This window comes from Streptomyces sp. NPDC093260 (genome assembly GCF_040683715.1).
GTDB classification, from domain to species: Bacteria; Actinomycetota; Actinomycetes; order Streptomycetales; family Streptomycetaceae; genus Streptomyces; species Streptomyces sennicomposti.
The window spans coordinates 31,451-57,590 of sequence record NZ_JBFBEK010000021.1; the positions used below are offsets into that span (position 1 = coordinate 31,451).

A 26,140-nucleotide genomic window follows, 5' to 3' on the forward strand; every position below is an offset into this window, starting at 1 on the left:
GACGCTTGCGCGGCGGTGCGGTTACGCGGGTGAGAAGAGGTGGTCGCTGATCAGCCGGGCGGCACCGATGACTCCGGCGCTCGGTCCCAACTCCCCGAGGACGATGGGCAGGTTGCCGGTGGCCAGCGGCAGGGACTGGCGGTAGACCTGCGTGCGGATCGCGGCGAGCAGGGTGTGGCCGAGGCCGGTCACCCCGCCGCCGATCACCACCAGGCCCGGGTTGAAGAAGGAGACGAGCCCGGCGATGACCTGCCCCACCCGGGTGCCGCCCTCACGGATCAGTTCGAGCGCGGTGGCGTCACCGGCGGCGGCAGCGGCGGCGACGTCCACGGCGGTGAGGGTGCCGTTCGCCGCCAGCCGGGCCGCGAGTTCGGCGGACAGCCCCTGCCCGGCCGCCTGCGTCGCGTCCCGGGCCAGGGCCGCGCCGCTGAAGTGGGCCTCCAGGCAGCCCCGGTTGCCGCAGGCGCAGGGCCGGCCGTCGGGCACCGCCTGGATGTGACCGATGTCGCCGGCACTTCCGGTGGTGCCCCGGTGCACCCGGCCGCCCGCGACGATGCCGCAGCCGATCCCGGTGCCGATCTTGACGCACAGGAAGTCGGCCGTGGTACGGGCGACTCCCGCGTGCTGCTCTCCCATCGCCATGAGGTTCACGTCGTTGTCGACCATGACCGGGCAGCCGAGTTCCTGGCTGAGCGCCTCCCGCACGGGGAAGCCGTCCCAGCCGGGCATGATCGGCGGGGCGACCGGTACGCCCTCGGGGAAGCGGACCGGTCCGGGGACGCCGACGCCGGCGCCGTCGAAGCCCTCGGCGAGTCCTGCGGCCTTCAACTTGCCGACCAGGCCGAGGACTTGTTCGAAGACCGCGACCGGGCCCTCACGGACGTCCATCGGCTGGTTGAGATGGCCGAGGATCTCCAGTTCCGGGGTGGTGACGGCGACGTCGACCGAGGTCGCGCCGATGTCGACACCGAGGAACCTGAGGTCGGGACTGAGCCGGACGTTGTGGGAGCGCCGGCCGCCGCGCGAGGCGGCGAGTCCGTCGGCCACCACCAGGCCCGTCTCCAGCAGCCGGTCCACCTCCACCGCCAGCTTGGACCGGGACAGGTCGACCTGGTCGCCCAGCTGGGCACGGGAGTTGGGGCCACCGTCACGCAGCAGCTTCAGCAGGCGGGCCTGGTGCGCGTTAGCCGGTCGAGCCGTCATGCGTCTCACGTGCCCCTCCCCGCCCTTTTCGGCCACCGGTGTCGGGCTTTCGACAGGGAACGTAGCAGTGGCCGCCGGGTCTGGGAAGAAGTTGTGCACAGATTCCCGTGAACTTCTTCCACTGAGAGGACAAAGCATCCGGGCCTGTGGTGCCGTCAGTTCATGCCCGGAGGCGCGTCAGGCCTCGCGCCATCTCCCGGGCGGCGGGCACCGCCTGCCACCCAGGCCGCACAGCCGCAGGCACGACGCCGCGACGACCTCCGGGCCGGCCGCCTCCGGCTCCCGGGAGCGGCGTATCGCATGACGACCTCCGCCGACTGGACCAGCGGAGCTGCTCGGCGGTCATGCCGCGGGCGACGTCCTCGCTCGCGGCCGGCGTGCCGCGGGCGCCGTGCGGTGACCGTGCCTACGACACGTCGTACGAGCCCGCTGCGGCGGCGTGGCCGGCGATCAGCTGCGGAAGCCGCTCAAGCGCCGCCGTGTGACCGGCCTGCATCAGCCGCACCAGTGACACCGCGCTCTCCGTCACAGCTCTCCGTCCCCTCGCCGGGCGAACAGACCCGGAACAGCGCCGCAGCACAGCCAGACAGCCATTCCTGGCCTCGCCCCCCGTGAGTGCCCTCCCTGCGGGCCGGCCCGCGGCACTCCGCCTCGTCCGGGGCGGACGCGAACAACCACCGGACGGCACGTGTCGTGCGGGGTGTGATCGTGGAGGGGCAGTGTCCCCCGGGCCTCACCTGTTGCCTGCGGGGACGATCGTTCGGCTGAAGCCCTCCAGAGCCATCCGCCGCGTAGGCGACCGCTCTTCACGATCACGTCTCGTCCGCGGCCCCGGCCGGGCCTTCTGCCGGCCTGGGCCGCGCGTGCGCCTGGGCCGGCTGCCGCGTCGGATGCGTGGCGGAGCGGCGGGCCGGGCGAGCCGGCGGGGCGTGAGGGACGTGCGGCCCCCGGCGTGGGTGGCACGGAGCGCCGCCCACGCCGGGGGCCCGGCGCACGTCAGGTCACGCCGGGGGCGGGACCGACCGCAGGTCAGGCGTGCACGCCGACGCCGGTCTTGCAGTCGCTGAACGTGTCCTTGACGAGGCAGACCTTCAGGGTGCGCGTGGCGCCCTCGTCGAGGTTGCCCGTCGTCACGTCGGTGTACGGCGACGAGTGCCCGCGGGTCGTGGCCTTACGGCCGTCGCTCAGGGTCGCTTCGATGCCGTAGCCGTCCGCCAGCTTGTCGTAGGCGATCAAGGTGTCCCCGGTCGAGGAACCGAAGTCTCCCGGGTTGGCCGCCCAGGCGCCGTAGCCGGCGAAGTCGCCGTTGTTGTAGACCTCCACGCGGGCCGAACCGTCCGTGTACGTGTACGTGATGAAGTAGACGTCCGGAGCGGCGCTCGCGGAACCCACCGGCCCCGCGAGGACCAGCCCGGTGGCCAGCGCCGTCGCCGCAGCCGCCATGGACGCCGCCTTCTTGCCTCGCGTCTTCACCTGTGACCTCGCCTTTGTGGAAGTTGATGTTGAAGAACCCACATCATTCAGCGCCAGACGAGCCAGTCACAAGCGATTTCCAGCCAACCGACATTGCCTGTATGTGGCATACCGGTCATAGCGCCAGTTTCATTGATCACGAACGTTGAACGGCGGCTGCCGCGGTACCGGTCTGCGGGGCTGGTTCGTCTTTCGTGGGCGGGCAGTCAAGGCGGATTCGACCGGTTCAATTGCCCGACGTCGCCTTGCCGCCGGCCGGGACGGCCCGCCACCACCTGAACGCCGACCTGTTGCGCGCGCGAGATGGTGGGCCCGCGCGGCAAAGCGGTCAGGCGGTCTTGACGGTGGTGCCGGCGCCTTCGAGTGCGGTGACCTCTTCGGCGGGTGCGGTGGAGTCGGTGACGAGGGTGTGCAGGAGGGCGGCGGGGGCGACGTGGGCGTAGGCGGTGCGGCCGAGTTTGGCGCCGTCGGTGGCGACGATGGTGCGGCGGGCCGAGGCGATGCCGGCTTTCTTCACCGCGGCGTCGTCGAGGTCGTAGGCGGTCAGGCCGTCGGCCGCGCTCAGTCCGCAGCAGCCGATGACGGCGGTGTCGAACCGCAGGGCGGCAAGGGAGGCGAGGGTGAGGGGGCCGGTGAGGGCTCCCTCGGCGGCGCGGGGCTGTCCGCCGGGCACGACCAGCGTGGCCGGGCCGGGTGTCTCGCCGAGCAGGTGGATGGCCTGGAGGGACAGCGGCATCACGGTGACGGGCCGGTCGCGCAGGAGGCGGGCGACCTCAAGGCAGGTGGTGCCGCTGTCCAGCAGGACGCTCTCACCGTCGGCGATGAGCGCGGAGACCTCGGCCGCGATCCGGCGCTTGGCGTCGACGGCCTCGTGGGCGCGCAGTGCGAAGGGGGGCTCCTCGCCGCGGAGCAGCAGAGTGCGTGCCCCGCCGCGGACGCGTTCGAGAACGCCCTGGGCGGCGAGGGTGTCGAGGTCGCGGCGGATGGTCATCTCCGAGGCGCCGGTCAGCTGGGCGAGTTCCTGGACCGTGGCGCCGCCGGAGTCCCTGACGGCCTTGGCGATCAGTCCGTGCCGGTCTGCGTGGTTCATACCGCGATTGAACACCACCAGATAACAAACAACTGATCTGTTCGATACACCGTCTTACGAACATCATTAATGTTCGTTACGGTGGGTGGCATGGAACGTTCGCTTCGAGCCGCCCGTGTGGCGACCTACCTCTACTTCGTCCTGTGCGGCACCCTGATGGGCGCCTGGGTGGTGCACATCCCCGCGATCGAGGACCGTGTGGGCATCAGCCACGCCACCCTCGGCGGCCTGCTGGTGCTGCTCGGGCTCGGAGCCTTCAGCGGGATGCAGGTGGCCGGCCCCCTGACCGACCGCCTGGGCTCGCGCGTCGTCGTCCCCGCCAGCGGCATCCTGTGCGGCGCGGCCCTGGTCCTGCCCGGTGTCGCCCGGGATCCGTGGACGCTGGCCGGCGCACTGCTGGTCTTCGGGTTCTGCAACGGCTGCCTGGACGTGAGCATGAACGCCCACGCCGTGCACGTGGAGAAGGCCTACGGGCGGCCCGTCATGTCCGGCTTCCACGCCACGTTCTCCGTCGGCGGCGTCCTCGCCTCGCTCGTCGGCGCGGGGGCGGCGAGCGCGGGCCTGGGCCCTGCCGCCGGCATGGCGGCCGTGGGAGCCGTGGGCGTCGTGATCGCCCTGGCCTCGGCGCGCGCCCTGCTGCCCGCCGCCGAGAGCCCCGACTCCGGCTCCGCTACGGAGCCCGAGGCGGCACCGGCCGCCGGGCGCCGCAGCAGCTCGGGGCGTGTCTGGCTGCTGGCCGTCCTGGCACTGATGGTCATGCTGTGCGAGGGCGCCGCCAACGACTGGAGCGCCCTGCACCTCAAGGACGTCCTCGGTGCATCCGCGGGCACGGCCGCCTTCGCGTACGGCACCTTCGCCGCGGCCATGACCCTCGGCCGGCTGCTCGCGGACCGATGCGTCGCCCGGTTCGGCTCCATGGCGATCCTGCGCCACGGCGCGGCCACGGCCGCCGTCGGCATCACGCTCGTGGCCCTGGGGCCGTGGATGTGGACCGCGTTCACCGGCTGGGCACTGTTCGGGCTGGGCCTGTCGGGCTGTGTCCCGCAGCTGTTCAGCGCGGCCGGGCACGCCGACCCAGCCGCCGCCGGCGCCAACGTCTCCCGCGTCGCCGGACTCGGCTACGTCGGCATGCTCGCCGGCCCCGCCGTCATCGGCTGGCTGACCCACCTCGTCGCCCTCGGCCACGCCTTCGTCCTGCTGACCCTGCTGTGCGTGACCACCGCAGTGGGCGCGCGCGTCCTGCGCACCGAAGCCGACACCCGCCAGAGCGAGATGGCAGCCATCGGCCACTGACCGCTTGTGCGGCACGGCCCCTGACCCCCGTGCCGCACAAGCCCCCGCTCGCAGCGCCGCCAGGAACGTCCGGTCGGCCGGCCGCCGGGCGACGATCCCGGCCAGGTCGTCGCCGCCCACGCCGTGGAGGGCGAGTGATTCCCTTGGTCGGGCAGGACGCGAAGAGGGTGGCCCTGGACACCTCGGCGGCCTCGTTGACCGTCGCCGCGTCGAAACCGCGCTCGGTGGACATCCGCAACGCCAGCGCGGCGACCCCGCTGCCCGGTCTGTCTCTTCTTGCGCCCGCGAAGCCCTACTATGCGGCAAAAACAGCCATACTCGGTTCAAGAACGAACTCGGTCCGGCTGGTTGAGGGCGCCTCATGCGGAGAAGGTGCCGCCACTGCTGGTCTTCACTGACCAGCACCGTTACGCGCCGTACGGAGATCAGGTTCTGTTGCGGATGCTGTGCCCGGGATGTTCACCGTGATCGGAAGGCGCTTCGCGGCACGAGCGCGCGCGAAGCGGCTGGTATTACTGGGGCATGCAGGAAGAGATCGCACGCTCCGCCATCGACACGTTCATCTCCGCGTTCAACGCCTCGGACGACAGCTATGTGACTGCGCTGCTCTCCCAGGCCCTGACCTCAGACGTGGTGTTCTGGGGGCCGTTGGGTCGCAGCGAAGGAATCGCGGCGGTCGAGCGGTTCGTGCGGGACATCCGGCGCCACCCGGCGGGGACCGGCACGATGGTGCGTTGCTCGGCGGTGGACATGCCCGACGAGTGGGCGCGGTACCAGTGGGTCTTCACCATGCCGGACGGAGGTCCCCGCCTGGCCGGAACGGACGTCGTCCATCTGCGACGGAGCCTCATCGACCAGATCATCGTCTTCGCGGGGGAAATCGAACCGTCCGACGGCGTCCCTCCCCGCAGTGGCCCCGGGACGGAACGTCGTCCGGGCCGCTGAGGTCGCTCACTCCCGCTGGCTGCCGCGCAGCCACCCCTGGATCTCCGCGGCCTGCTCAGTGTCTCAACGACGACGGGGGCACCGAGAAGGCGTGGGAGAAGGCGTAGGAGAACGCGGCCGGGGAGGAGTAGCCGAGCAGCGCCGACACCTGCGTCACGGACGTGTGGCGCAGCAGCGGGACGGCGGCCAGCAACCTGGCCCTGGCCCGCCAGGCGGCGGGACTCACGCCTGTCAACCGCCGGAAGCGGCGTGTGAAGGCGCGTTCGCTCATCGAGGCGGCCCGCGCCCACACGGCGTTCGTCACCGCGATGTCCGGGCCGGCCAGATAGCGGCGGCACAGCTCGTCGAAGGGGGCCTCGTGCGGCAGGGCGATGTGCAGGGGCACCTCGGTGAGCGTCGCCAGTTCGCAGAGGATCAGCGCGACGAGCGCGCCGTCCCGGTCGCGGGCCGCGTAGTCGGCGTCGAGGTCCGCGACGGCGAGGAGCAGTTCCCGCAGCAGCGGCGCCACCTCGACCACCCGGCAGGACCGCGGCCACCACGGCACCGCGTCCGGCTCGATGTACAGGCTCGACGTCCGCACGTCCAGCATCCGCACCTGGTGGCGCGTCCCGGGCGGGATGAGCACGGCCCGCTCGCCCGGCACCGTCCAGGCCCCCTCGCCGGTCTCCACCAGCATCGTCCCGGTGGCGGCGTACAGGAACTGGGCACGCCGGTGCTCGTGCCAGGTCAGCAAGGTGCCGGGCGGGTAGTCGGTCGCGATGGGGAGCACCTTGGCGGGCAGGTGGTCCAGCGCGGCGAGCGAGGCATTGCGCATCCCACCAGCCTAGGGCCGAAACTCGAAAGCATCGGTTTCTCCTTCGATTGTCGGCACAGGGACCGCCCGCTGAACCTGACCGTGTGACTGTTGTACTTCTCCTCGCCATCGGCATGCTGACCGGGCTGACCACCGTGCTCTTCGGGTTCGGCGGCGGCTTCGTCACCGTCCCGGTCGTCGTCTGCGCCGACGCCGCCGCGGGCCCCGCCGCCTCGACGGTCGCCGTGGCGACCTCCTCCCTCGTCATGGTCGTCAACGCGGCCGTCGCCACCGCCGCCACGCCGAGATCGCTGCTGACCGGCTTGCGGCACCGCATCCCGTTGCTGGCGCTGCTCGGCGTCGGAGGGCTCGGCGGAGCCGTCGCGGCGACGTTCGCACCCCCGAGGCTGACCACCTGGGGCTTCGTCCTCTACCTGGCCGCCACTCTCGTCGACGTACTCGTACGGCCGGGCTTCCTGCGCCCCGCGCACGACGGCCCGGCCGGGGACGGGACCGTCGCCGTCCCCGCCACGCTCGGCGTGCCGATCGGCTCGGTGGCCTCGTTCCTCGGTGTCGGCGGCAGCGTGCTGACGGTGCCGCTGCTGCGCCGCTCAGGGCTGCCGATGGCTGCCGCCACCGCGCTCGCCAATCCCCTCACTCTCTGCATCAGCGCCCCCGCCTGCGCGCTCTTCCTGGCGACGGCCCCCGCGGCGGGCGACACCGTGGACGGCGGTGCGCTCCTGCTCGCCGCCGGTTCCGTCGACCTCGGGGCCGTCGCACTGCTCCTGCTGGGAGCCGTGCCCGTCGTCGTCCTGCTGCGCCGCAGGCCGCCCCGTGTCGCCGACCGGGTCCACGCCCGGGGCTACGTCGCCCTGCTGGCCCTCGTCCTCACCGCCATGCTGCTACGCCTCCCGTGAACCGTTTCTCAACGCCGGCGGCCGGCGGCAAGGTCGTCCGCCAGTTCCTCGTCGAGGATGCAGGCAGTTGGGAGAAGGAGCCGAGCTCTGCGTTTCCGGTGATCGCACGCCTGGCAGGTCGTTCGTCTTCACGGTCAAGGCACGCTCCGGTGAGGACGCCCGTCCGCTCCGGGGCCGGACGCGGTCCGCACCCCGGGAGGAGACAAGCGCGCTGATCATGAGGATCATGGGCCTACCCCTCCTCTCGCTGTCGTGGCCCCTCAACCCTCGCGGTGGAGGCCCGGCGTTAACGTCTGTCCGACCGCAGCCCCCGTCCGCAAACCCTTTTCGATCACGCGATCACGCTGCTTCCGGTCGCCGCGGCCGTGTGCCCGCAGGAGGCCGCGGTCGTGCCTGTGCTGGATGACCACGGGTCAGGTCCTCGATCGTTCAAGAGCGTTCCAGAACGCACAGTGATGGCGCGCCTCCACGGTCCACGTCGGGGCGATGTGGTCCGGCGCCAGTGAGAGCACGGTCTGCCGGGGCCAGCGCGGCGACGACGGTCCGTTCGGGTCGCCGGTGCGGACGAAGCCGGTCCAGTAGTCGATCAGCGTGTCGGCCAGCCGATGCTGTGACGCCGTCATCTCGCGGGGGCGGCCGCCGAGGTCGAAGAGGTACGGCAGTTCGCTCGCGTGCGGTGCGCCGAGCGGGAACGGTGGTGTGCCCGGGGTGAGCGGTGGGGCGTGCTCGTCGGCGAACTCGTAGCGCCAGACGGGCACATGTGCGGCGAGCAGGTCGCCGGTGCGTGCCGTCGGGCAGGCGAAGTCCGCGTCGCCGATCACCGCGCCGAACACCGGCCCGCCGTCGGTGCGGTGCACCGGGTACGCGCGCACGATCGCCCGCGCCTTCCCCGGCGCGGGGAAGAAGGCGACCGCGACGTCGGGCCAGCTCTGCGGAGTGACGGGATAACCGGCCTGGATGATCCCGGCGGCCCACCCGTTGCCCTCGTCGTGGTTGTGGCCGAGCAGCACGGGGACACGGTGGAAGCGGCCGGCGGCGACGGCCGCTGCGGGGTCGCTCGGCAGCAACGGCGTGGCATACGCGGGCTGTTGTTCGGCGCTCTGGGCCGTGAGGAGCCGGGAGACGTCCACGCGCCGCAGGCAGGCCATGACGTCACGGACGGCGCCGCAGCCGGCCTTCGCCGCGAAGTCCGTGCCCGCCGCGCGCGCCGAGGACAGGGGGACGGACGACGGGGCGAAAGGCAGGTCCGGGCGCCCCGTGCAAGGACCGCTCTGGATGATCGCCCGGTCGAACAGCCCCGCCGCGGCAGGTGAGGCGAGCTGGGCGCAGACGCTGTAGCCGCCCGCCGACTCCCCGGCCAGCGTCACGTCGCGCGCGTCGCCGCCGAAGGCGGAGATCTCGGTGCGCACCCAGCGCAGGGCCGCCTGCTGGTCGGCCAGGCCGAAGGTGCCGGAGCCGGGCAGGCCGTGGTGCGCGAGGAAACCAAGGGCTCCGAGGCGGTAGTCGACGGTGACGACCACGACGTCGCCGCGGGTCGCCATGCGATGGGCGTCGTACGAGCTGCCGGCCCCGGTGGTGAAGCCGCCGCCGTGCAGCCACACGACGACCGGCCGCGGGCGTCCCGGCGTGGCGCCGTGCGGTGTCGTGACGTTCAGGTGGAGACAGTCCTCGTCGGTGCTGCCACCGGGCACCTCGCCGGGCGGCTGCGGGCAGGCGCTCGCGGGCCGGGTCGTGTCCCGCACGCCGGACCAGTGAGCCGCCGGGTGCGGTGGTGCCCAGCGCAACCGGCCGATGGGCGGCGCCGCGTAGGGGATGCCGTCGAAGGTGCGGTAGCCGTCGCGGACGGCACCTCGCACCACTCCGTCGTGGGTGCGTACCGTCGCCGGTGGGTCGGGTCGGTCGGGTCGGTCGGGTGGCGCTGCGGACCAGGCCGTCGCGAGGACGGCCGTCAGGGCGCACCCCAGCATGGTCAGGACGCGGTGGATGGTCATCGGTGTCCCCTTCGGTCAGCCGCCGCCCATACCGCCCTGTGCGGCGATCATGGTCGTCGGCAGTGCGCGTACGGCCTGCTCCAAGCCGGGAGCGAGGGCGGCAAGGGCGCCCGTGCAGGCGTCGACCCGGCTCCGGAACGCTTTCCTGTCCCGGCGGGAGACGACCGCTCGGACCCCACCCGCAGCGGCCAGCGCCAGCAGCGCGGCGTCGGCGGCGGGGAGTTCCCGCACGGGGCCGTTCCCGTGCAGTGCCGCGGACACGCGTGCGCGGAGCGCGGCGGTCACGGCGGGATCCGTCACGGTCAGCCGGCGTGCGCCGAAGCGGGTGCGGGGCGCGGTCACGCCCAGGAGTCCGGTCGAGGCCAGCCGGTCCTCCACGTCCGTCAGGGTCCGCTTGCGGTGGCGGCGCAGGAGGTGCTTCCAGCTGTGTCCGGCGGCGGCGTCGCGCAGGACACGGTCGAGGACGGGACTGCCGGTCGGCGCCGTGCCGGACACGGTGACCGTGCCGCGGTCCTCCTCCAGCCGGCCGCGCACCGCGAGGTCGGTCACGGCGGCGGCACGGACCAGCAGGGCGGTCCGCGAGCGGTCGTAGGGGCCCTCGGCTGTCTCGTCGTGGGCGAGCAGGTACATCGCGCAGGCCAGGTCGTCGGTCACACCTCGACGCTAGGGCCGGGCGCCCCGCCCGGGCATCGGCCGCAGGAGGGGGCCGGCGCTGGGACCGTGGGAGGAGTGCGGCTCGGGCTCCTCCTCGAGGAGGAGGCGGTCAGGGTCGGCGTGGCCGGGCGAGGCCGTGGTCGTAGGCGGCGACGACGGCCTGCACCCGGTCGCGCAGGTTCAGCTTGCGCAGCACCGCTGTGACGTGGTTCTTCACGGTGGCCTCCGACAGGTGCAACCGCTCGGCGATCTCCGCGTTCGACAACGCCTGCCCGATCAGGGTGAGCACCTCCCGCTCGCGGACGGAGAGGCCCGCGAGGGGAGGCGGCGGGGCCGGATCGGACGTGGTGCGCAGGAACCGGTCGAGGACGCGGCTGAGGACGGCCGGTGCCAGCAGCGCGTCGCCGCGCGCGGTGAGACGGATCGCGTCCACGAGCTCTCCCGGGCGGATGTCCTTCAGCAGGAAGCCGCTCGCCCCGGCCCGCAGGGCGGCCACCACGTGCGCGTCGACGTCCCACGTGGTCAGGACCAGGACGCGGGTGCGGACGCCGCTCGCCGCGATCTGCCGGGTCGCCTCGATGCCGTCGACTACGGGCATGCGCACGTCCATGAGCACCACGTCGGGGACCAGTTCCCGCGTCAGCCGCACCGCCTCCCGTCCGTCGGACGCCTCACCGACCACCTCCAGGTCGTCACGGGCGTCGATGATCATGCGGAACCCGGTTCGGACCATGGCCTGGTCGTCGGCCACCACCACCCGCAGGGTCATGACGCGCCCTCCACCGGCAGCAGCGCCGTCACTTTGAACCCGCCTGCGTGCAGCGGACCGGCGTGCACGCTGCCGCCGACGAGCCGCGCGCGCTCCTTCATCCCCACCAGGCCGCGGCCCACTTTGGGCGCGGCCTCAGGACTCCTCGCCGTACGCCCGTTGTCGACCACGGTGATCCTCACGCACTCCCTGTCGCCCGTCACCCGTACGCTCACCTCGTCAGCGCCGACCGCGTGGCGCAGCGTGTTGGTGAGGGCCTCCTGGACGATCCGGTACGCCGCCAGGTCCACCGATGCCGGCAGTCCGTCCGTGGCGCCCTCCGTGTGCACGTGTACGGTCATCCCGGTCGCCCGCACGCTCTCCACCAGGTCGTCCAGACGCGCGAGCGTGGGCCCCGGCGTGCGCTCCTCCGGAAGGTCCTCGCCGGCCTCGGGCCGGAACGCCCGGAGCATCTGACGCAGCTCGCCCAGCGCGGACCGGGCACCCGCCTCGATGGCCCGCAGCGCCTGACGTGCCTGATCGGGCCGTTCGGCGAACACGTCGTCCGCGGCGCCCGCCTGCACCACCATCACCGACAGGGTGTGCGCCACCACGTCGTGCACCTCGCGCGCGATGCGCGCCCGCTCCTCCACCACGGCGCGGCGCATCTCCGCCCTCGTCCGTTCCTGCTGCGCCCCACGCCACTGCCCCGCGGTCCACGCCAGGACCACCGTCAGCAGGTAGACGGTCAGGCCCGCGGAGCCGCCCGCCGCCCACGCCGGCGCCGCCGGCAGGCACATCGCGGCTAGCGCGAGCGCCGACACCCGCCGCGGCCTGGTCGCCGACAGCACGCACAGGGTGATCTGCGCCGCGAGCAGCGCACCCGTCAGGGTCACCGCGGGCAGCAGCGCCCACACCGCGATGCCCGTCACCGTGTTCACGGCCAGTACGGCGAGCGGGACACGCGCCTGCCACCTCAGGGCGCCGGCCTGGGCGAGGACCAGCGCCACGGCCGCGGGCAGTCGACTGCCGTGCTCCGCACCGGCGACGAGCACCGACGTGCCGAGGACGCCGAGTACCAGGACGGCCGACCCCCACCACAGCGCCCGCGCCGTCCGGGGCGGCAGCTCACCCCCGGCTTGCGCGGTTGGCACGCGCTCCTGCGCTCTCCTGCTGCGATCCACGGCACGACCCTATCCAGCGGGGTGAGAGGGCGAAGCGCAGGCCGTGTTGCCGGAGTGCCAGGTCGCGCGCTGACTGCTCATGTGTGGTGGCCGCGGTGGACGTGGTGGTGATGGGTGTCGTCCGTGAAGCACTGACCCGGGGTTCCGCCGCTCGGCTGGACCGGGCAGCCCACGGTGTAGTCGGCGGACCCAGCACGGGGCAGGCGGTGTCCGACCCGTGTACTCGGCGGCGACCCCGGCCCCGCTGCGGACCCTCGGCGTCGGCACACGTGCCGTGGCCCCGCCGGCTGACGCCGGAGTCACTTGCCGGTGCCGGTGTGGTAACCGACGGGGTCGACGTAGACGTCGGGGGCGTTGCCGGCGGTGGCGGGGACGGTGATCTTCAGGCCGTCGAGGTTCATGACGTCGAAGACGGTTTCGTTGGGCGGGGTGACGGCGAGCCTGGTGTAGGTCTTGCCGGAGCCGCTGGTGTCGGGGATGTAGTGGAGGAGGAAGCGGGTCTCCTCGCCGGGGGCGATGGTGACGGCGGGTGCGGTGGTGTCGGTGCGGGCGGCGTCGGGGCCTTCGTCGCCCAGGCCGTCGGGGCCGAGGAGCTGGACGCCGGGGAAGCCGTGCATGCTGCAGGTGGTGGAGCCGGTGTTCTTCAGGTTGACGACGATCTCGTTCTTGACTCCGGCGGGGGCGGCGCTGAAGCCGAGGTGCTCGGTCTTGCACGGGGCGCCCGACGCGGTGGTCCCCGTCCGGGCGGCGGCCTTCTTCCCCGTGCCGCCGCTGGTGCCGGATCCGGTGCCGGTGTCCTTCCGGCCGCTGGTGGTGGTTCCCGTGCCGCCGTCGGTGTCGCTGGAGGTGCCGGAGGAGGCGCCGGTGGTGCCCTGGCCGCCTGCGGAACTGCTCGCGGAAGTCCCCGTGCTGCTCTGCGCGGCCGTGCTCGAACCGCCGCTGCCACCGCACGCGGTCAGCGAGAGGCCGGCCGCGGCGACGATCACGGCGAGGGCGGAGATCTTCTTGACACGCATGTGCGCTCCTGCGAAGTGGTCTTGTCCGGCCCGCTCGGACTGGCGAGCCGCTGTCGTTCGCTTTTGGGGATGCCTGCTTCCGGGCGGGCCGTTGCGACGCGGGTCGAATCAAGATGGCGCTGTGACAGGCGAGTTGATGATCCGTGACAACCCCTTGTACGAAACGGGGCGAACCCGGTGAACCGGCATGGCGCGGCTGCCGGAACTCGACTGAACCGGTCGTGTTCAGCACAGAGCGTCCGTCTTGGCGGGCTCGTCGCCCACAGCAGGTCGCCGAGGACCGAGAACACGCGGACGCCCTGGCCCGGCGTCGACCTGATGTTCCCGCCGCCGGTGGCGCACATCGCGTGGGCGCCTCACGCGTGCGGAGCACCGCGCGGTGCTGGAGCCGCACCAGAGGCCGGCGACGCTGGCAGGTTCGCGAGCCGTTGCGGGCGCGCAGGCGCTTCTGGCTGGGCGGACCGGGCTCCGCGGTGCAGATGAGCGGGGAGAGCCCGGGCTCGGCGGTCGGCTCCATCCCCTGGTAGGTCGACGTGAGGTCCCGACCTCGTGGTGTCGGCCATCACAGCTTCACCGCCGGCGTCCCGGCCGCCGTCCTTCCGCGTCCACTGTGCGCCCCGGACGCGCAGGAGCTGACGAGGACGACGCTGGGAAGGTGGCCGCGTCCCTTCGGACGGGACGGTCGTGGGCACGACCTGGCACGGGCCCGTCTGCTGGGTCCTGGATCGATCGGGGCCGTGCGGAGTTGCCGGCGTGAGCCGCTTACGTGGGGCGGTTCGCCGTCCGGGCGAGCTCCACGATCTCGTCGACGGGCCTTCCGGTGTGCAGGGCGAGGGTCTGCGCGATGAGGTCGGTCAGGTCGGGCCAGGGCATGTTCCCGTGCGCGTTGTACAGCGCGACCAGGCCGTGCAGGGCGGTCCAGAGCAGCAGGCCGGCCTGCCAGTCCTGCTCGGGGCCGCGACGGTCCCGGTGTTCGTGACGGTCCTGGTGTTCAGGCTGGTCCTGCCGGGCACCGGCCAGCGAAGCGACGACGGATCCGAGCAGTTCCTCTCCCGCGCCGTGGGCGTTCGTGGGCACCAGTTCGGCGGGCATCCCACCGCCGAAGAGCGTGCGGTACGGCCCGGGGTGATCGACTCCCCAGTGCACGTAGGCGGCGCACCGGGCGACCAGGTCGGCCAGGGGCCCCTCGGTGCCGTCCGCGGCCGTGCGCATCACCGCGGCGAGTTCGTCGTAGCGCAGCCGCAGCACGTGCTGGACGAGCGCGCCGAGGTCGGGGAAGTGCCCGTAGATGCTCGCGGGGGCGACACCGACCTCGCGGGCGACCTGTCGGAGGGTGAGCGTCTCGGGCCGTTCGAGCGTGGCCAGCAGCCGGGCGGCCGCCTCCACCAGTTCGGCCTTGAGGACCTGCCCCTGGCCCCGTGGGTTCCGTCGGCGGGGGGCGGCTTCCTTGCTGCTCACAGGCGTACTCCGGGCGTTCGGCAACAGTCGTTCACTGTACCGCCGGCCGCGTGCCCGTCTCCAGCTCCCTCGCCTTTGACCCCCTGCCTTGACATCGGTTACCAACACTTGTTCACTTACATAACCAACGGGTGTTCAGTTATGTGGGAGGAAGCATGCGCATCGCCGTACTCGGGGCGACCGGCAGGGTCGGCCGCCTCGTCGTCGAACAGGCCCTTCAGCGCGGGCACGAGGTCGTCGCGCTGGTCCGCCGACCGGGGGCCCGCCCGGCGCCCGGGCAGCCGACCGTGGAGATCCGCCAGGCCGACGTCACCGCCCCCGCCGCGTTCCCGGACCTGACGGACGTCGACGTGGTCGTCTCCGCCCTCGGCATCGGCAAGGGCGACGGCGGGGGAACGCTCGTCGCCGGCGCGAGCGTCCTCGCCGACGTCCCGGTGCGCACCCTGTGGCTCGGCGCGCTCGGCTCCGGCTCCTCCGTCGGCGCCGGCGGCGGGATCTACCAGTGGGTCATGAAGGCCTTCGTCGGCGAGGAACTGGCGGAGAAGGCCGCCGCGGACTCGATCGCCCTCGACAGCGGCGCGACCGTCTTCCACGCCCCCGACCTGTGGGCCGGCGGCGTCAGCACCAGGCGCCGCAACATCCCGCTGGAGGACTACGCGAAGCCCGTCCTGCCGCCGCACGCCTCCCGGGCCACCGTCGCGGCGCTGATGCTCGACGAGGCCGAGCGGCCGACCCGCGCAGCGGGGATCCTCGTCCCGGTGGGACGCGCCTGATGCGCGGGTACGTCGCCGTAGAGGAGGCCATCGCGATCCCGGGCCTGACAGACCGGCGGCCGCCGACGCCGGTGCCGGACAACATCGAACCGGCCTTCCTTGCGGACATGGCCGCCCGGCTGCCCGACGTCACGCGGTTGCGGCTGCCCGACATGGACGCCAACGGCATCGCCGTACAGGTGCTCTCCCTCACCGTCCCGGGCATCGAGGCGGAAACCGATCCGGCCCGTGCGGTGGACAACGCCCGGTACGTCAACGACCACCTCGCCGAGATCGTCGACGCCCACCCTGGCCGGTTCGCCGCCTTCGCGGCGCTCCCGCTCCAGGACCCGGCCGCCGCCGTCACGGAGCTGCGCCGAACCGTCGAACGCCTCGGGTTCAAGGGAGCACTCGTCAACGACCACATCCAGGGCCGGTACCTCGACGACCCCGCGTTCGACCGGGTCTGGGCGGTGCTGAGCGAACTCGGCGTACCGCTGTACCTGCACCCCGGCATGCCGCCCGCGGACCGCTGGCGCGTCCTCGACGCCCATCCCGAGCTGGACGGCGCGTTGTGGAGCTGGCAGGCCGCCACCGGCGGGCACGCCATGCGCGTGGTCATGTCCGGGGTGTTCGACCGGCATCCGGAGGCGACGATGATCCTCGGGCACGCCGGCGAGTTCCTCCCCTTCCAGCTCTCCCGCTTCGACTCGCGCTACGCGACCCTCACCGTGCCGCACCCGCTGCGGCGCAAGCCGTCCGAGTACTTCGGGACGAACGTGCTCGCCACGACCAGCGGTGTGCTGTCCCCGGCGGTGATCGAAGCACTCGTGCACGTGCTCGGCGCGGACAGCGTGCTGTTCGCCGTCGACTACCCCTACGAGAGGACACGTGCGGCCGTGACCGCCCTCGAACGGACCCGCCTCCCGGACGCCGACAAGCGGAAGATCGCCTCCGGCAACGCCCGCCGGCTCCTACGCCTTTGACCGTCTTCAGGGGCCAACCGCCGGGCGCGCTCAGCTGGTCTGTCCCGCGAGGCCCGGGGGACGCGGCCCGCGGGTGGCTCGCCTGCGGGTGCGGTGTTTCCGCAGTGGTGACGGCAGGTGTCGAGCCGCGCGGGGTGGGCGTCAGCGGCGTTCCCGTCGACAGCGAAGAAGCCGGCCGAGAAGACGACGACCCGCAGATCGAGGCCGGCCTCACTGCATTGACCACCAGCGTCGTCGACAGTCGAACCGGCCACCTGGGAACAGCCGTTGTCCTGACTGATCGTTTCAGCATGGGATCGGCGTGCCGGCGGTTGACGGTGATCTGGCCAGGGTCTGCGGGGTGTCCGTTGATCCTGTTCCCGACGATCTCCGGGAACGCAAAGCGCCTGTGCTGCCGGTCCGACCCGCGGCAGTGGGTCGGCGGAGCTGGGGAGTGGAGCAGATCGGGCGAACGCCGTGTCGACGTGCCCGGCACAGCGGGCCGACCGGATAGCCCGACGCCGGGCACGACTCCCGCGGGGCACTCGGTCGGCAGTCAGCGGCCGATCCGTACAGGGCGACGACGGCGTCCGGCCCCAGCCTCGGGAGGGGCCCGCTGATCCGCCGAGGGCACCGAGGCAGGAAAGCAGCGAGGAGGTCCGTGATCGTGGTCGCGTTGCCGGCTCATAGGATGACCGCAGTGTGCCCAGGTGATCCATAGTGTCTCCAAGCGACCGGACTGCGGCGGTCTTCCGGGTGCGCCGGAGGAAACGACAGACACACGACTGCCATGGCGGTGATTCCTTGCCCTCGCGCATAGCCCTCGTCGGCGCCGGCCGAATGGGGACACCTCTGTGTGGACGCTTCGTTTCGGCGGGCCACACGGTGACCGTCTCCGATCTGCGTCCCGAACGCGAAGAAGCGGTCCGCTCGTTGGGCGCGCACTGGGCGCCCTCCGTCACGACCGCCGCAGCCGGGGCGGATGTACTGGTCACCGTGGTTCCCGGGCCCGATGAGGCTGCGGCAGCTCTTCCGGATGCCGTGTTCGCCGCCCTGGCCCCTGGGGCGGTGTGGATCGACATGACGAGCAACGCCCCCGCAGCCGCGCGTGAGCTGCGGGAACGAGCCGGGGCCCACGGCGTCGATGTCCTCGAAGCGCCCATGGGCGGCAGCCCGGACGACGCCGAACACGGGCGCCTGCGGCTGTTCGTGGGCAGTTCCCCTGAAGTCCTCGACCGGTGCAGGCCACTGTTGGAGGCGGTGGCGACATCGGACCGGATCCGCCACATGGGCGGCCCGGGAACCGGCTACACGACGAAACTCCTCGTCAACCTCCTCTGGTTCGGGCAGGCCACGGCGACCGCCGAGGCCCTGTTGCTCGGACGCCGAGCGGGCATCGACCTCGCTGCCCTGCGCGACACGCTGGCCGGCAGCGCGGCGGCGAGCGACTTCATCCGCCGGGACCTGCCGGCTCTGTTCGCCGGTGACTACCTTCGCTCCTACGGGCTCGACCGCATCCACGACCAGCTCAAGGTCATCACCGACGAGGCCCGGGACCTCGGCACCCCGCACGAGATGGCCGACACAGTGTTGCGCATCCACCGGCTGGCCCTGGAGCGCTTCGGGCCTGTGGAGGGCGAACTCCTTGCCGTAGCCCTGTTGGAGGAGGCCGCCGGTACCCAGCTGCGCCCCTGACCGGTCCGGTACCGGTCTGGGCCCTGGTCACCGTTCGGGCCGGGGCGGCGGCAGCCATTCGATCCGGACGGGTTGTCCGGTCTCGCTCAAGGTGAGGCAGCGTGAGTGCCTGGCCTGGGCTGCCTCACGCGAGGCGGGCACGCCGTCTCGCTCAACCCGAGGCGTCGCGCTGAACGCCCGAGGTCATGCGCACGGGGGCAGCGGCGATGAGCAGTGCGGCGAACAGGATCGGGGCGGCCGTCTGATACCCCATCCAGACCTCACCCCCGGCGGTGCTGCCCTGCCGCGCCATCAGGAGGCCGGCCAGGGCCGTCAGCACCCAACCGCTGTCGTAGGCGATCATGAGCTGCGTGTAGGTGCGCGTCGACCGGCTGCGCGTGTATCCGATCTCGATGCCGCCGCCGATCAGCAAGGCCACGCCTGAGACGACCATCAGCCAGGTCGGCGTGCCGAGTAACCGGCCGAGTGGGGCGGCGCCGGCGATGCAGACAGCGGCGAGCACCACCTTGAAGGCTCCATCGGCGATGGCCCCCGCCGTCTGGCGGGTCACCCGCGACGCCACGACCTGGGTCATGAGTGTCCTCCTCAAAGATCGCCTCGCCGGTTCCGTAACAAGATTACGGTAATAATCAAATTATGAGGATGACGAGAGCGGAAGCCAGGGAACGCAACCGCAGCGCCTTGCTGGACGCCGCGTTCCAGGTCGTTTCCCGGGACGGGTACCGGGCCAAGCTTGAGGAGATCGCCGAACGCGCCGACCTGACCACCGGCGCCATCTACTCACTGTTCGGGAGCAAGAACGGCCTGGTGGTCGCCCTGGTCGCCGACTACCTGCGGCCGTACTACGAGGAGATCGAGCAGGCGGTTCCCGCTGGACTTGACCTGCTGGAAGCGGTCGACGCCTTCGCCCGCTACTACTGGCGCAGTTGCGCCGCCCCGGATGCGCTGTCCGGCCTGTCACTCCAGATCACCTTGCTGGACATGGCCCTGCATGACCCCGACCTCGGGTCCCGGCTCGCCACGTCCGTCCGGGCGCAGGAGAACCATCTGATCGCGCTGTTCACCGGAAGGTCGCACAACGGAAGCGTCGTGACGTCACAACAGGCCCGACGCCTGATCACCGCGCTCAGGGCACTGTTCGTCGGTCTCAGCCAGGGCGTCCCGCTCGGTCTTGCCCCTCATGCCGACGAGCAGTACTTCGCCGATGTCGCCCACGCTCTGGCATCCGGGATGTCCCTCATCGATCACGATGAGGCCACTCGGCGGGCTGACCAGCCCTGACGACCGTGGAGACAAACAGAGGGAGCCGCTCCCCCAGGCTGATCGGGACCGCATCGAATGCCCGGGATCGAGCGAGACGTGCGACGAGATGCCTCGCAAGGTCGGGACTGCCTTCGGCTCGACCATGGGATGGGCCAACCACTGGACGTCACACCACCTCGGGGCGAGATGCACTCGTCACGTCGGCCCTGCCCCCTCCGAGATGGTGACCTGGCGCTCGTTGGCGCCGGCCGGCGCGCGGTACCCGGCCGAGCGCGCGTGGACGACCGCTCCGAGAACGACTTCCGCACCGGTCGGCTCATCGGTTGCGGCGCGGCCGTGGTCTCGGCCGCCGTCGCCCTGCTCATCCCCGCGGTACCCACCGCAGGCGGCGACCGGGAGAATGCCGGGCCCCGGCGGACCAGGCACCGGCCAGGGCACGCCCGAGCTGCACTGGATCGGGGGTGCCAGCCCTCGTTCTCGGGAAGACGCGGGGCGGGCTGCGGGACTCACTGCGCGGCTGAGCCGGACGGGGCTCGCTTCTCGCTGGCGTGCAGGGCGCCGAGGAGGGTCAGGGCGTGGGCGGAGGGGCTGGCCGGTTCGGCGTGGTAGATGACCAGTTGCTGGCCCGGCGCATCGCGGACGTCGAAGGACTGGTAGGTGAGGGACAGAGGTCCGACGGCCGGGTGGAGGAATTGCTTGGCGTCCTGGGTTTTGCCGCGCACGGTGTGCTGCGCCCACAACCGCCGGAATTCCGCGCTGTGCTCGGCCAGGGTGTCCACGAGGTGGCGCAGACGCGGGTGCTCGGGATCGAAGCCGCTCGCCTGGCGCAGGTTGGCGACAGTCGCCTCGGCGGCCCGGTCCCAGTCTCGGTGGAACTGCCGTCCGGCCGGATCGAGGAAGGTCATGCGGGCCAGGTTGTCCGCGGGGGTGAAGGGGGCGTAGAGCGCGTCGGCCAGGGCGTTGGCGGCCAGGAGGTCGAGGGCGCGGCTCATGACGAACGCCGGAGTGTGCGGGTAGCCGTCCATCAGCTGGCGCAGCGCGGGACTGACCTGCCCACTGGTGTGCAGGGAACCCCGGCCGTCCGGCGACACCCCGGCAAGACGGTGTAGGTGGTCGTGGGCGTCCGTGTCGAGCAGCAGGGCACGGCTGAGCGCGTCCAGCACCTGTGACGAGGGGTGACGTTCTCTGCCCTGCTCGAGCCGGGTGTAGTAGTCGGCGTTGACTCCGGCCAGGACGGCGACCTCCTCCCGGCGCAGTCCGGTGACCCTGCGCACCCCGTGACCGGCCATGTTGACGTCCTGTGGCCGCAGGCCGGCGCGGCGCGCGCGGAGGAACTCCCCGAGGTGGTTGTCGTCCATGGCCTCCAGGCTAGGGCCTCTCGTTCGGAGTGCCGGGCTCGCGGGGTCTGGCACCGTTCCTCCAAGCTCTTCGAGCAGGGGGGACCCCCACGCCGCGTTGTCGTCGGTCGCCATGGCTCCGCCATGACGCCCTCCTCCGCCTCACGAGGTTCCCCCACTGCCTGAACGGCGTGGGAGGGCGCCCCCTCACCGGACCCCGCTCCCTGGTCCGGCCTGATCCAGACGAAAGACCCTGGCCGGTGGCTGCTCTCTGCCTGGGTGTGCCGCACCCAGGCAGAGAGCACCCTGGTACCACCGCGCTGACCTGCGCAGAATCGGTCGGGCACGGCACCGGTGCCCCACTGAGAAGGGAGTCTTGATGACAGGCGATGCACGGAGCGAGCGCGGTCCCGGGAACGCCGACGTGGTCGGCATGTGGGTGACCGCGGACGGTCACATCCGGCAAGAGCTGCTGCCGGACGGGCGCTACGACGAGGCCCGGGGAGACCGGCGCAGCGCGTACACCGGCCGGTACACGGTGACCGGTAGCCACCTCGACTACGTCGACGACACCGGCTTCACCGCCACGGGCGACATCCGGGACGGCGTGCTCTACCACGAGCACCTCGTGCTCTACCGCGAGGACCGGGCGCAGAAGCCCTCATGAGCAGGCTCGGCGACGTCGTTTCCAACGCCCACGGAGTCGGGCGCGGCGCGGGCCCTGTTCCACTCGACCGCCACCGGAGGAACGCAGACCAATGAGACAGACCGACGGAATCGCCACCGCCGCCGGCGAAACCGGGGCCGTCGCGAAGATCCAGCCGATACCTGGCACGCCAGCCCTGCTGGTGCTGTGCGCGGCTCATTTCATGGACGCGATCGACCTGTCCGACGTGGGTGTGGCACTGCCCGCGATCCAGCGTGACCTCCACATGGCGTCGGGCTCCCTGCAGTGGGTCGTGTCCGCCTACGCCCTTGGCTACGGCGGGTTTCTTCTCCTGGGCGGCCGGGTCGCTGATCTGTTCGGCCGACGCCGCGCCTTTTTGACCGCGGTCGCCGTCTTCGGCGTGGTGAGTGTGCTGGGCGCGCTCGCTCCGACCGGTGGCCTGCTGGTCGTGGCGCGGCTGGTGAAGGGGATCGCCGCGGGCTTCCTGGCCCCGGCGGCCCTTTCCCTGATCACCACCAACTGGCCGGAGGGCCCCCGTCGAGGCCGTGCTCTGGGGTGGTACGCCACCGCCGGTGCCTGCGGCTTCACCGGAGGGCTCGTTCTCGGCGGGGCACTGACCGAAGTGTCGTGGCGGCTCGTCTTCGCGCTTCCGGTGCCCATCGCCGTGGCGGCACTGCTCGCGGGGCTGCGCCTGCTCCCGGCGGACCGCCGGGACAGCGCCCGCGGGAAGCTCGACGTTCCCGGTGCACTGACGGCCACCGGAGCTCTGATCCTCCTGGTCTACGCCCTCACGCAGGCTCCGGCGCACGGCTGGCTGTCCGCCCGCACTCTGGTCCTCTTCGCTGCCACGGCCTGCCTGCTCGCCCTGTTCCTCCGCGTCGAGTCCCGCTCACGCAAGCCGTTGGTCCCGTTGTCCTTCCTCACTCGGCGTGCGACCGCGCGCACCAACCTGACGATCTTCGCGATGTGGGGCGCCTACACGTCGTTCGCGTTCCTCGCGACGCTCTATCTGCAGAACGTGCTGGGCTGGACGCCGTTGCAGACGGCCGGCGCCTTCGTCCCGCTGGGCCTCGCCAACGGTGCGCTGGCGCCGTTCGCGGGGCGGCTCGCCGCCCGGTTCGGCGTGCACAGGACGATCGCCGCCGGGATGCTGCTCCTCGCGCTGTCCTACGCGCTGTTCTTCCGGATCGGCCCCGGCAGCCCATTTCTCACGGTGATCCTGCCTGTCATGGTCGTCAACGGGGTCGGCACCGCCGCGACGTTCCCCGCGCTGAACATGAGTGCGGTGGCCGGGGTGCCCGACCGGGACCAAGGGTTGGCGGGAGCCTTGCTCAACACCTTCATGCAGATCGGCGGTGCCGTCGTCCTCGCCCTCGTCACCGCGGTCGTCGAAGCCGAACAGCAGGTGGACCGCTCCGACCCTCTGGCGGGCTACACCCGTGGCACTGCCGTCATCGTCGCCGCCGTACTCGCCGGTCTGGGCGCCGCCCTGCTCGTCCGGCACCGGGCCGACAGCCGGAACCACTGACGCAGTGGCCCTCCGCCCCACCACGAAGCCATCCGCCGCCGGGCACCGACACCCGACCACGACCCCCTCAAGGAGTACCCGCATGACCTCCACGACCCTGTCCGTCGAAGCTGCCGAGTTCGCTGGAAGGACCGCCCTCGTCACCGGTGCCGCACGCGGCATCGGCAAGGAGACCGTGGCTCTCCTCCATGCCCGGGGCGCCCACGTCGTCGCCCTCGACATGCGCCCCGAACTGACCTCGCTGGCAGGGGAGTTTCCGGGGATCGTGACCGTGACCGGCGATGTCACCGCGGAAGAGACCGCCGCCCGCGCGGTCGGGTCCGCCGTCGACGCCTTCGGCGGACTGGACATCCTGGTCAACAACGCCGGACGCACCCTGAACAAGCCCGTCACACGCACCACGGCCGAGGACTGGGACAGCGTGATGGACGTCAACGCCCGTGGCGCTTTCTTCTTCGCCCGCGAAGCCTTCCGGGCCATGGAGGAGCGCGGGGGCGGCGCCATCGTCAGTACCGGCTCCTACGCGTCCGCCGTGGGCCTGCCCGAGGGGGTCGCCTACAGCGCGTCGAAGGGTGCGCTCGCCCAGCTGACCAAGGTGCTCGCACTGGAGGGCGGCCCCCTGGGCATCCGCGCGAACCTCGTCGCCGCGGGCGTCGTCGAGACCGACTTCCTCGACACCTTCCGCCCCGACAGCCGCTCCTATCTCGCGTCCTTCGGGAACGCCCACCCCCTGGGCAGGGTGGCGCAGCCCCGCGAGATCGCGGAAGTCCTGTGCTTTCTGGTGTCCCCGCGATCCGCGTTCGTCACCGGCGCCGTACTCGCTGCGGACGGCGGCTTCACCGCGGCCTGATCCACCGCCCGGCCACCCGTCGACCGGAATAAGAACATCTGTTCCTTACATCGTGTACGTTTGTTCTTGTGCAGGCGAAGGAGACACCCGGAGAACAAGGCGCGGCGTGCGGTGACGGGCGACGCACACGCCGGCACGATCCGCGCCGTCGGGAGCGTGTGCTCGACGCCGCGCTGGAAGTGCTCGTCGAAGACGGGGTCGCCGGGATCACGCACCGCAAGGTGGCCGCCCGTGCCGACGTGCCGCTGGGCTCCGTCACCTATCACTTCTCCAGCCTGAGCGAACTGTGTACGCAGGCGTTCGCCCGGTACGTCGAACAGCGCACCGTCGAGTACGAGGCCCTGTTCACCGAGGTGACCTCGCGCGAAGACCTGATCGACGCCCTGGTGACGGTGGTCCGAGGAGGCCCGTCCCGGCACCACAGCGCGGTCCTCGGCTTCGAACTGCACCTGGCGGCGCTGCGCGATCCCGCGCTGCGCGCACTGACCCAGCGGTGGACCAGCTCCAGCCGGGCGGTGCTGGCCCGCTTCACCGGGCCCGAGGCCGCCGCCCGCCTCGACGCCCTCCTGGAAGGAATGATCATGCACACACTGCTCTCCACCGACCAGGAACCGCCCGAGGTGACCCGGGCGGCCCTCGTGCAGACGCTCGGCCCGGCCGCCGGACCGAGTAAGTGACCCCCCGCGCCGCGGCAGGCTCGTACGCACGCGAGACCGCGAGCGCCGTACGGTCGACCTGCCTCGTCTTCGTCGGCGTCATCACTTCGATCGGGTACTGCGGCTTCGTCTGCGGCCCGCCCCTGCTCGGCGCCCTCGCCGACCGGACCGGCCTCGCACCGGCGTTGCTGGTGGTAGCCGCCGTCATGGCCGCGTCCCTCACTCTCGCGGGCCCCGAGGGACACCCCGCGGGGCGCGTGTGAGGAGGCGATCGACACAGCCTCCGTCGCGTCGACGCCCCGGTACCGATGAACGCACACCCGTCCCCGGCCCTGAACGTGGTCGCCGCCCCCACCCTCGCGGGCGCCGGGAGGACCACTCACGTGAGTCACGCAGAAGGCGAACGGCGCCGCCGCCGTACCCCTGCACATCACGCACACGAAGGAGCACCCGTGCCGACCAGCGCACCCGTCATCGAGGTCACCGACGCCGGCCTGGAAGACCTCCGCACCCGGCTGCGCGCCACCCGCTGGTCCGAGCCCTGGCCGGTCGACGGCTGGCAGGCGGGTACCGACGCAGCCGAACTCCGCCGCCTCGTCACGTACTGGGCCACCGACTACACGTGGCGCACCCACGAAGCCGCCGTCAACGCACTGCCCTCCCATTTCGCCGACATCGGCGGCACGCGAGTGCACTACCTGCGCTACGACGCCGAACACCCCGACGCCCTGCCGATCGTGCTCACCCACGGCTGGCCGAGCACCGTCATGGAACTCACCGCGCTCGCCGAACGACTCGCCGCCCCCTCCCGCCACGGAGGAGACGCCGGCAGCGCCTTCACCGTCATCGTCCCCTCCCTGCCCGGCTTCATCTTCTCGCCACAGCGCCCCGTCCTCACCGACGCCGAACAGACCCATGACCTCTGGCACCAGCTGATGCACGACCACTTGGGCTTCCGACGCTACGCGGCCCACGGCGGAGACCTGGGCGCCGGCGTCACCTCACGGCTCGCCGAGGCCCACCCCGAGGCCGTCGTCGGCATCCATCTGCTCGCCGCGGCGGCCCCGGCCGAGTACGACCCAGCCTCGCTCACACCTGAGGAGAAGGCCCACCTCGCGTCCGCCGCGGCCTGGCAGGCGGAGGAGGGCGGCTACATGCACCAGCAGAACACCCGTCCCCTCACCCTCGCACCCGCACTGAACGACTCGCCCGCCGGACTGCTCTCCTGGATCCTTGAGAAGTACCGCGCGTGGACCGACTGCGGCGGCGACCTGTCCACCCGCTTCGGCGACGACTTCCTCCTCACCCAGGCATCGCTCTACTGGTTCACCGGCACGATCTCCACGTCCTTCCGCCCGTACTACGAGTACGCGCACCAGCTCACCCGGCGCGTGCGGCGGGTCGACGTCCCCACCGCCCTCGCCCTGTTCCCCGCGGACCTCGCCCAACCGCCCCGGAGCTGGGTCGAGCGCACCTACCACCTCACGCGCTACACCCGTATGCCCCGCGGCGGCCACTTCGCCGCGCACGAGGAACCGGCCTTGCTCGCCGACGACATCACCGCGTTCTTCCGTGACCTCCGGTAGGGAGTGTTTCGCTCTCCCGCTTCTCGTGCACCACGCCGACGTGCTCGCGGAAGCCGACGCCGCGGCCCACGACTTG

Annotated in this window: 26 protein-coding genes; 13 read left to right on the forward strand and 13 right to left on the reverse strand. The window is 72.0% G+C overall.

Features of this window, described 5'->3' with window-relative positions:
* Positions 1 to 21: 21 nt before the first annotated feature.
* From AB0N63_RS24770 to AB0N63_RS24785, 4 genes are all read right to left on the reverse strand, one after another.
* A complete protein-coding gene (locus AB0N63_RS24770; RefSeq protein WP_365531560.1) occupies positions 22 to 1,203 on the reverse strand; it encodes an ROK family transcriptional regulator in 1,182 nt (393 codons plus the stop codon).
* Between the two features lie 406 nt (positions 1,204 to 1,609).
* Positions 1,610 to 1,732 carry a hypothetical protein gene (locus AB0N63_RS24775; protein WP_365531562.1) on the reverse strand — a complete coding sequence of 41 codons (123 nt, stop codon included), beginning with the start codon at positions 1,730 to 1,732 and terminating at the stop codon, positions 1,610 to 1,612.
* A gap of 500 nt (positions 1,733 to 2,232) precedes the next feature.
* On the reverse strand, positions 2,233 to 2,676 hold the full coding sequence (locus AB0N63_RS24780; protein WP_365531564.1) for a hypothetical protein: 444 nt from the start codon (positions 2,674 to 2,676) through the stop codon (positions 2,233 to 2,235).
* Between the two features lie 328 nt (positions 2,677 to 3,004).
* Complete coding sequence (locus AB0N63_RS24785; protein ID WP_365531566.1) at positions 3,005 to 3,766, reverse strand: DeoR/GlpR family DNA-binding transcription regulator; 762 nt, start codon at positions 3,764 to 3,766, stop codon at positions 3,005 to 3,007.
* 90 nt (positions 3,767 to 3,856) lie between these two features.
* Here AB0N63_RS24785 and AB0N63_RS24790 point away from each other — a divergent pair, with 90 nt between their 5' ends.
* A complete protein-coding gene (locus tag AB0N63_RS24790; protein WP_365531568.1) occupies positions 3,857 to 5,059 on the forward strand; it encodes an MFS transporter in 1,203 nt (400 codons plus the stop codon).
* 522 nt (positions 5,060 to 5,581) lie between these two features.
* Positions 5,582 to 6,004, forward strand: coding sequence for a nuclear transport factor 2 family protein (locus AB0N63_RS24795; RefSeq protein WP_365531570.1), 423 nt, complete (start codon positions 5,582 to 5,584; stop codon positions 6,002 to 6,004).
* 55 nt (positions 6,005 to 6,059) lie between these two features.
* On the opposite strand, the gene AB0N63_RS24800 is transcribed toward AB0N63_RS24795, so the two are convergent.
* Positions 6,060 to 6,818 (reverse strand): helix-turn-helix transcriptional regulator, encoded by a 759-nt coding sequence (locus tag AB0N63_RS24800; protein WP_365531572.1) that lies wholly within the window; start codon positions 6,816 to 6,818, stop codon positions 6,060 to 6,062.
* A gap of 83 nt (positions 6,819 to 6,901) precedes the next feature.
* On the opposite strand from AB0N63_RS24800, the gene AB0N63_RS24805 reads away from it, so the two are divergent.
* Positions 6,902 to 7,714: a sulfite exporter TauE/SafE family protein gene (locus AB0N63_RS24805; RefSeq protein WP_365531574.1), complete on the forward strand. Its 813-nt coding sequence runs from the start codon at positions 6,902 to 6,904 to the stop codon at positions 7,712 to 7,714.
* A 413-nt stretch (positions 7,715 to 8,127) separates the two neighbouring features.
* On the opposite strand, the gene AB0N63_RS24810 is transcribed toward AB0N63_RS24805, so the two are convergent.
* From AB0N63_RS24810 to AB0N63_RS24835, 6 genes are all read right to left on the reverse strand, one after another.
* Complete coding sequence (locus tag AB0N63_RS24810; RefSeq protein WP_365531576.1) at positions 8,128 to 9,705, reverse strand: carboxylesterase family protein; 1,578 nt, start codon at positions 9,703 to 9,705, stop codon at positions 8,128 to 8,130.
* Between the two features lie 15 nt (positions 9,706 to 9,720).
* Complete coding sequence (locus AB0N63_RS24815) at positions 9,721 to 10,359, reverse strand: GPP34 family phosphoprotein (RefSeq protein WP_365531578.1); 639 nt, start codon at positions 10,357 to 10,359, stop codon at positions 9,721 to 9,723.
* Between the two features lie 109 nt (positions 10,360 to 10,468).
* Positions 10,469 to 11,128: a response regulator transcription factor gene (locus AB0N63_RS24820; RefSeq protein ID WP_365531580.1), complete on the reverse strand. Its 660-nt coding sequence runs from the start codon at positions 11,126 to 11,128 to the stop codon at positions 10,469 to 10,471.
* A complete protein-coding gene (locus AB0N63_RS24825) occupies positions 11,125 to 12,261 on the reverse strand; it encodes a sensor histidine kinase (RefSeq protein WP_365531582.1) in 1,137 nt (378 codons plus the stop codon). The genes AB0N63_RS24820 and AB0N63_RS24825 overlap by 4 nt, the downstream gene beginning before the upstream one ends.
* Positions 12,262 to 12,590: 329 nt before the next feature.
* A complete protein-coding gene (locus AB0N63_RS24830) occupies positions 12,591 to 13,307 on the reverse strand; it encodes a DUF4232 domain-containing protein (RefSeq protein WP_365531584.1) in 717 nt (238 codons plus the stop codon).
* Between the two features lie 762 nt (positions 13,308 to 14,069).
* Positions 14,070 to 14,765: a TetR/AcrR family transcriptional regulator gene (locus AB0N63_RS24835; protein ID WP_365531586.1), complete on the reverse strand. Its 696-nt coding sequence runs from the start codon at positions 14,763 to 14,765 to the stop codon at positions 14,070 to 14,072.
* 155 nt (positions 14,766 to 14,920) lie between these two features.
* On the opposite strand from AB0N63_RS24835, the gene AB0N63_RS24840 reads away from it, so the two are divergent.
* The 3 genes from AB0N63_RS24840 to AB0N63_RS24850 all read left to right on the forward strand — a co-directional run bounded on the left by AB0N63_RS24840 (position 14,921) and on the right by AB0N63_RS24850 (position 18,177).
* Positions 14,921 to 15,538, forward strand: coding sequence for an NAD(P)H-binding protein (locus tag AB0N63_RS24840; RefSeq protein WP_365531588.1), 618 nt, complete (start codon positions 14,921 to 14,923; stop codon positions 15,536 to 15,538).
* A complete protein-coding gene (locus tag AB0N63_RS24845; RefSeq protein WP_365531590.1) occupies positions 15,538 to 16,503 on the forward strand; it encodes an amidohydrolase family protein in 966 nt (321 codons plus the stop codon). Before AB0N63_RS24840 ends, AB0N63_RS24845 begins: the two co-directional genes overlap by 1 nt.
* Before the next feature lie 735 nt (positions 16,504 to 17,238).
* Positions 17,239 to 18,177, forward strand: coding sequence for an NAD(P)-dependent oxidoreductase (locus tag AB0N63_RS24850; RefSeq protein ID WP_365531755.1), 939 nt, complete (start codon positions 17,239 to 17,241; stop codon positions 18,175 to 18,177).
* Positions 18,178 to 18,328: 151 nt separating this feature from the next.
* Here the strand turns inward: AB0N63_RS24850 and AB0N63_RS24855 are convergent, their stop codons facing one another.
* Positions 18,329 to 18,751, reverse strand: coding sequence for a hypothetical protein (locus AB0N63_RS24855; protein ID WP_365531592.1), 423 nt, complete (start codon positions 18,749 to 18,751; stop codon positions 18,329 to 18,331).
* A gap of 68 nt (positions 18,752 to 18,819) precedes the next feature.
* Between AB0N63_RS24855 and AB0N63_RS24860 the strand changes: the two genes are divergently transcribed.
* Complete coding sequence (locus tag AB0N63_RS24860) at positions 18,820 to 19,458, forward strand: TetR/AcrR family transcriptional regulator (RefSeq protein WP_365531758.1); 639 nt, start codon at positions 18,820 to 18,822, stop codon at positions 19,456 to 19,458.
* A 488-nt stretch (positions 19,459 to 19,946) separates the two neighbouring features.
* Here AB0N63_RS24860 and AB0N63_RS24865 read toward each other — a convergent pair whose 3' ends face one another.
* Positions 19,947 to 20,798: a helix-turn-helix transcriptional regulator gene (locus AB0N63_RS24865; protein ID WP_365531594.1), complete on the reverse strand. Its 852-nt coding sequence runs from the start codon at positions 20,796 to 20,798 to the stop codon at positions 19,947 to 19,949.
* A 358-nt stretch (positions 20,799 to 21,156) separates the two neighbouring features.
* Here AB0N63_RS24865 and AB0N63_RS24870 point away from each other — a divergent pair, with 358 nt between their 5' ends.
* The 6 genes from AB0N63_RS24870 to AB0N63_RS24895 all read left to right on the forward strand — a co-directional run bounded on the left by AB0N63_RS24870 (position 21,157) and on the right by AB0N63_RS24895 (position 26,064).
* On the forward strand, positions 21,157 to 21,444 hold the full coding sequence (locus tag AB0N63_RS24870; RefSeq protein ID WP_365531596.1) for an Atu4866 domain-containing protein: 288 nt from the start codon (positions 21,157 to 21,159) through the stop codon (positions 21,442 to 21,444).
* Positions 21,445 to 21,535: 91 nt separating this feature from the next.
* Entirely contained in the window at positions 21,536 to 22,972 is a 1,437-nt protein-coding gene (locus AB0N63_RS24875) for an MFS transporter (RefSeq protein ID WP_365531598.1), read from the forward strand.
* Positions 22,973 to 23,054: 82 nt separating this feature from the next.
* Positions 23,055 to 23,822, forward strand: coding sequence for an SDR family oxidoreductase (locus AB0N63_RS24880; protein WP_365531601.1), 768 nt, complete (start codon positions 23,055 to 23,057; stop codon positions 23,820 to 23,822).
* A 158-nt stretch (positions 23,823 to 23,980) separates the two neighbouring features.
* Entirely contained in the window at positions 23,981 to 24,499 is a 519-nt protein-coding gene (locus AB0N63_RS24885; protein ID WP_365531603.1) for a TetR family transcriptional regulator, read from the forward strand.
* Positions 24,496 to 24,741, forward strand: coding sequence for a hypothetical protein (locus tag AB0N63_RS24890; protein ID WP_365531606.1), 246 nt, complete (start codon positions 24,496 to 24,498; stop codon positions 24,739 to 24,741). The genes AB0N63_RS24885 and AB0N63_RS24890 overlap by 4 nt, the downstream gene beginning before the upstream one ends.
* A gap of 189 nt (positions 24,742 to 24,930) precedes the next feature.
* Complete coding sequence (locus tag AB0N63_RS24895) at positions 24,931 to 26,064, forward strand: epoxide hydrolase family protein (protein WP_365531608.1); 1,134 nt, start codon at positions 24,931 to 24,933, stop codon at positions 26,062 to 26,064.
* Positions 26,065 to 26,140 lie beyond the last annotated feature (76 nt).

Coding starts and splice junctions, on each gene's coding strand:
- AB0N63_RS24820 (WP_365531580.1), bottom strand. CDS start 11,128: ATGACCCTGCGGGTGGTGGTGGCCGACGACCAGGCCATGGTCCGAACC.
- AB0N63_RS24855 (WP_365531592.1), bottom strand. CDS start 18,751: ATGACCCAGGTCGTGGCGTCGCGGGTGACCCGCCAGACGGCGGGGGCC.
- AB0N63_RS24800 (WP_365531572.1), bottom strand. CDS start 6,818: ATGCGCAATGCCTCGCTCGCCGCGCTGGACCACCTGCCCGCCAAGGTG.
- AB0N63_RS24795 (WP_365531570.1), top strand. CDS start 5,582: ATGCAGGAAGAGATCGCACGCTCCGCCATCGACACGTTCATCTCCGCG.
- AB0N63_RS24875 (WP_365531598.1), top strand. CDS start 21,536: ATGAGACAGACCGACGGAATCGCCACCGCCGCCGGCGAAACCGGGGCC.
- AB0N63_RS24860 (WP_365531758.1), top strand. CDS start 18,820: ATGACGAGAGCGGAAGCCAGGGAACGCAACCGCAGCGCCTTGCTGGAC.
- AB0N63_RS24790 (WP_365531568.1), top strand. CDS start 3,857: ATGGAACGTTCGCTTCGAGCCGCCCGTGTGGCGACCTACCTCTACTTC.
- AB0N63_RS24880 (WP_365531601.1), top strand. CDS start 23,055: ATGACCTCCACGACCCTGTCCGTCGAAGCTGCCGAGTTCGCTGGAAGG.
- AB0N63_RS24830 (WP_365531584.1), bottom strand. CDS start 13,307: ATGCGTGTCAAGAAGATCTCCGCCCTCGCCGTGATCGTCGCCGCGGCC.
- AB0N63_RS24840 (WP_365531588.1), top strand. CDS start 14,921: ATGCGCATCGCCGTACTCGGGGCGACCGGCAGGGTCGGCCGCCTCGTC.
- AB0N63_RS24870 (WP_365531596.1), top strand. CDS start 21,157: ATGACAGGCGATGCACGGAGCGAGCGCGGTCCCGGGAACGCCGACGTG.
- AB0N63_RS24770 (WP_365531560.1), bottom strand. CDS start 1,203: ATGACGGCTCGACCGGCTAACGCGCACCAGGCCCGCCTGCTGAAGCTG.
- AB0N63_RS24865 (WP_365531594.1), bottom strand. CDS start 20,798: ATGGACGACAACCACCTCGGGGAGTTCCTCCGCGCGCGCCGCGCCGGC.
- AB0N63_RS24845 (WP_365531590.1), top strand. CDS start 15,538: ATGCGCGGGTACGTCGCCGTAGAGGAGGCCATCGCGATCCCGGGCCTG.
- AB0N63_RS24785 (WP_365531566.1), bottom strand. CDS start 3,766: ATGAACCACGCAGACCGGCACGGACTGATCGCCAAGGCCGTCAGGGAC.
- AB0N63_RS24810 (WP_365531576.1), bottom strand. CDS start 9,705: ATGACCATCCACCGCGTCCTGACCATGCTGGGGTGCGCCCTGACGGCC.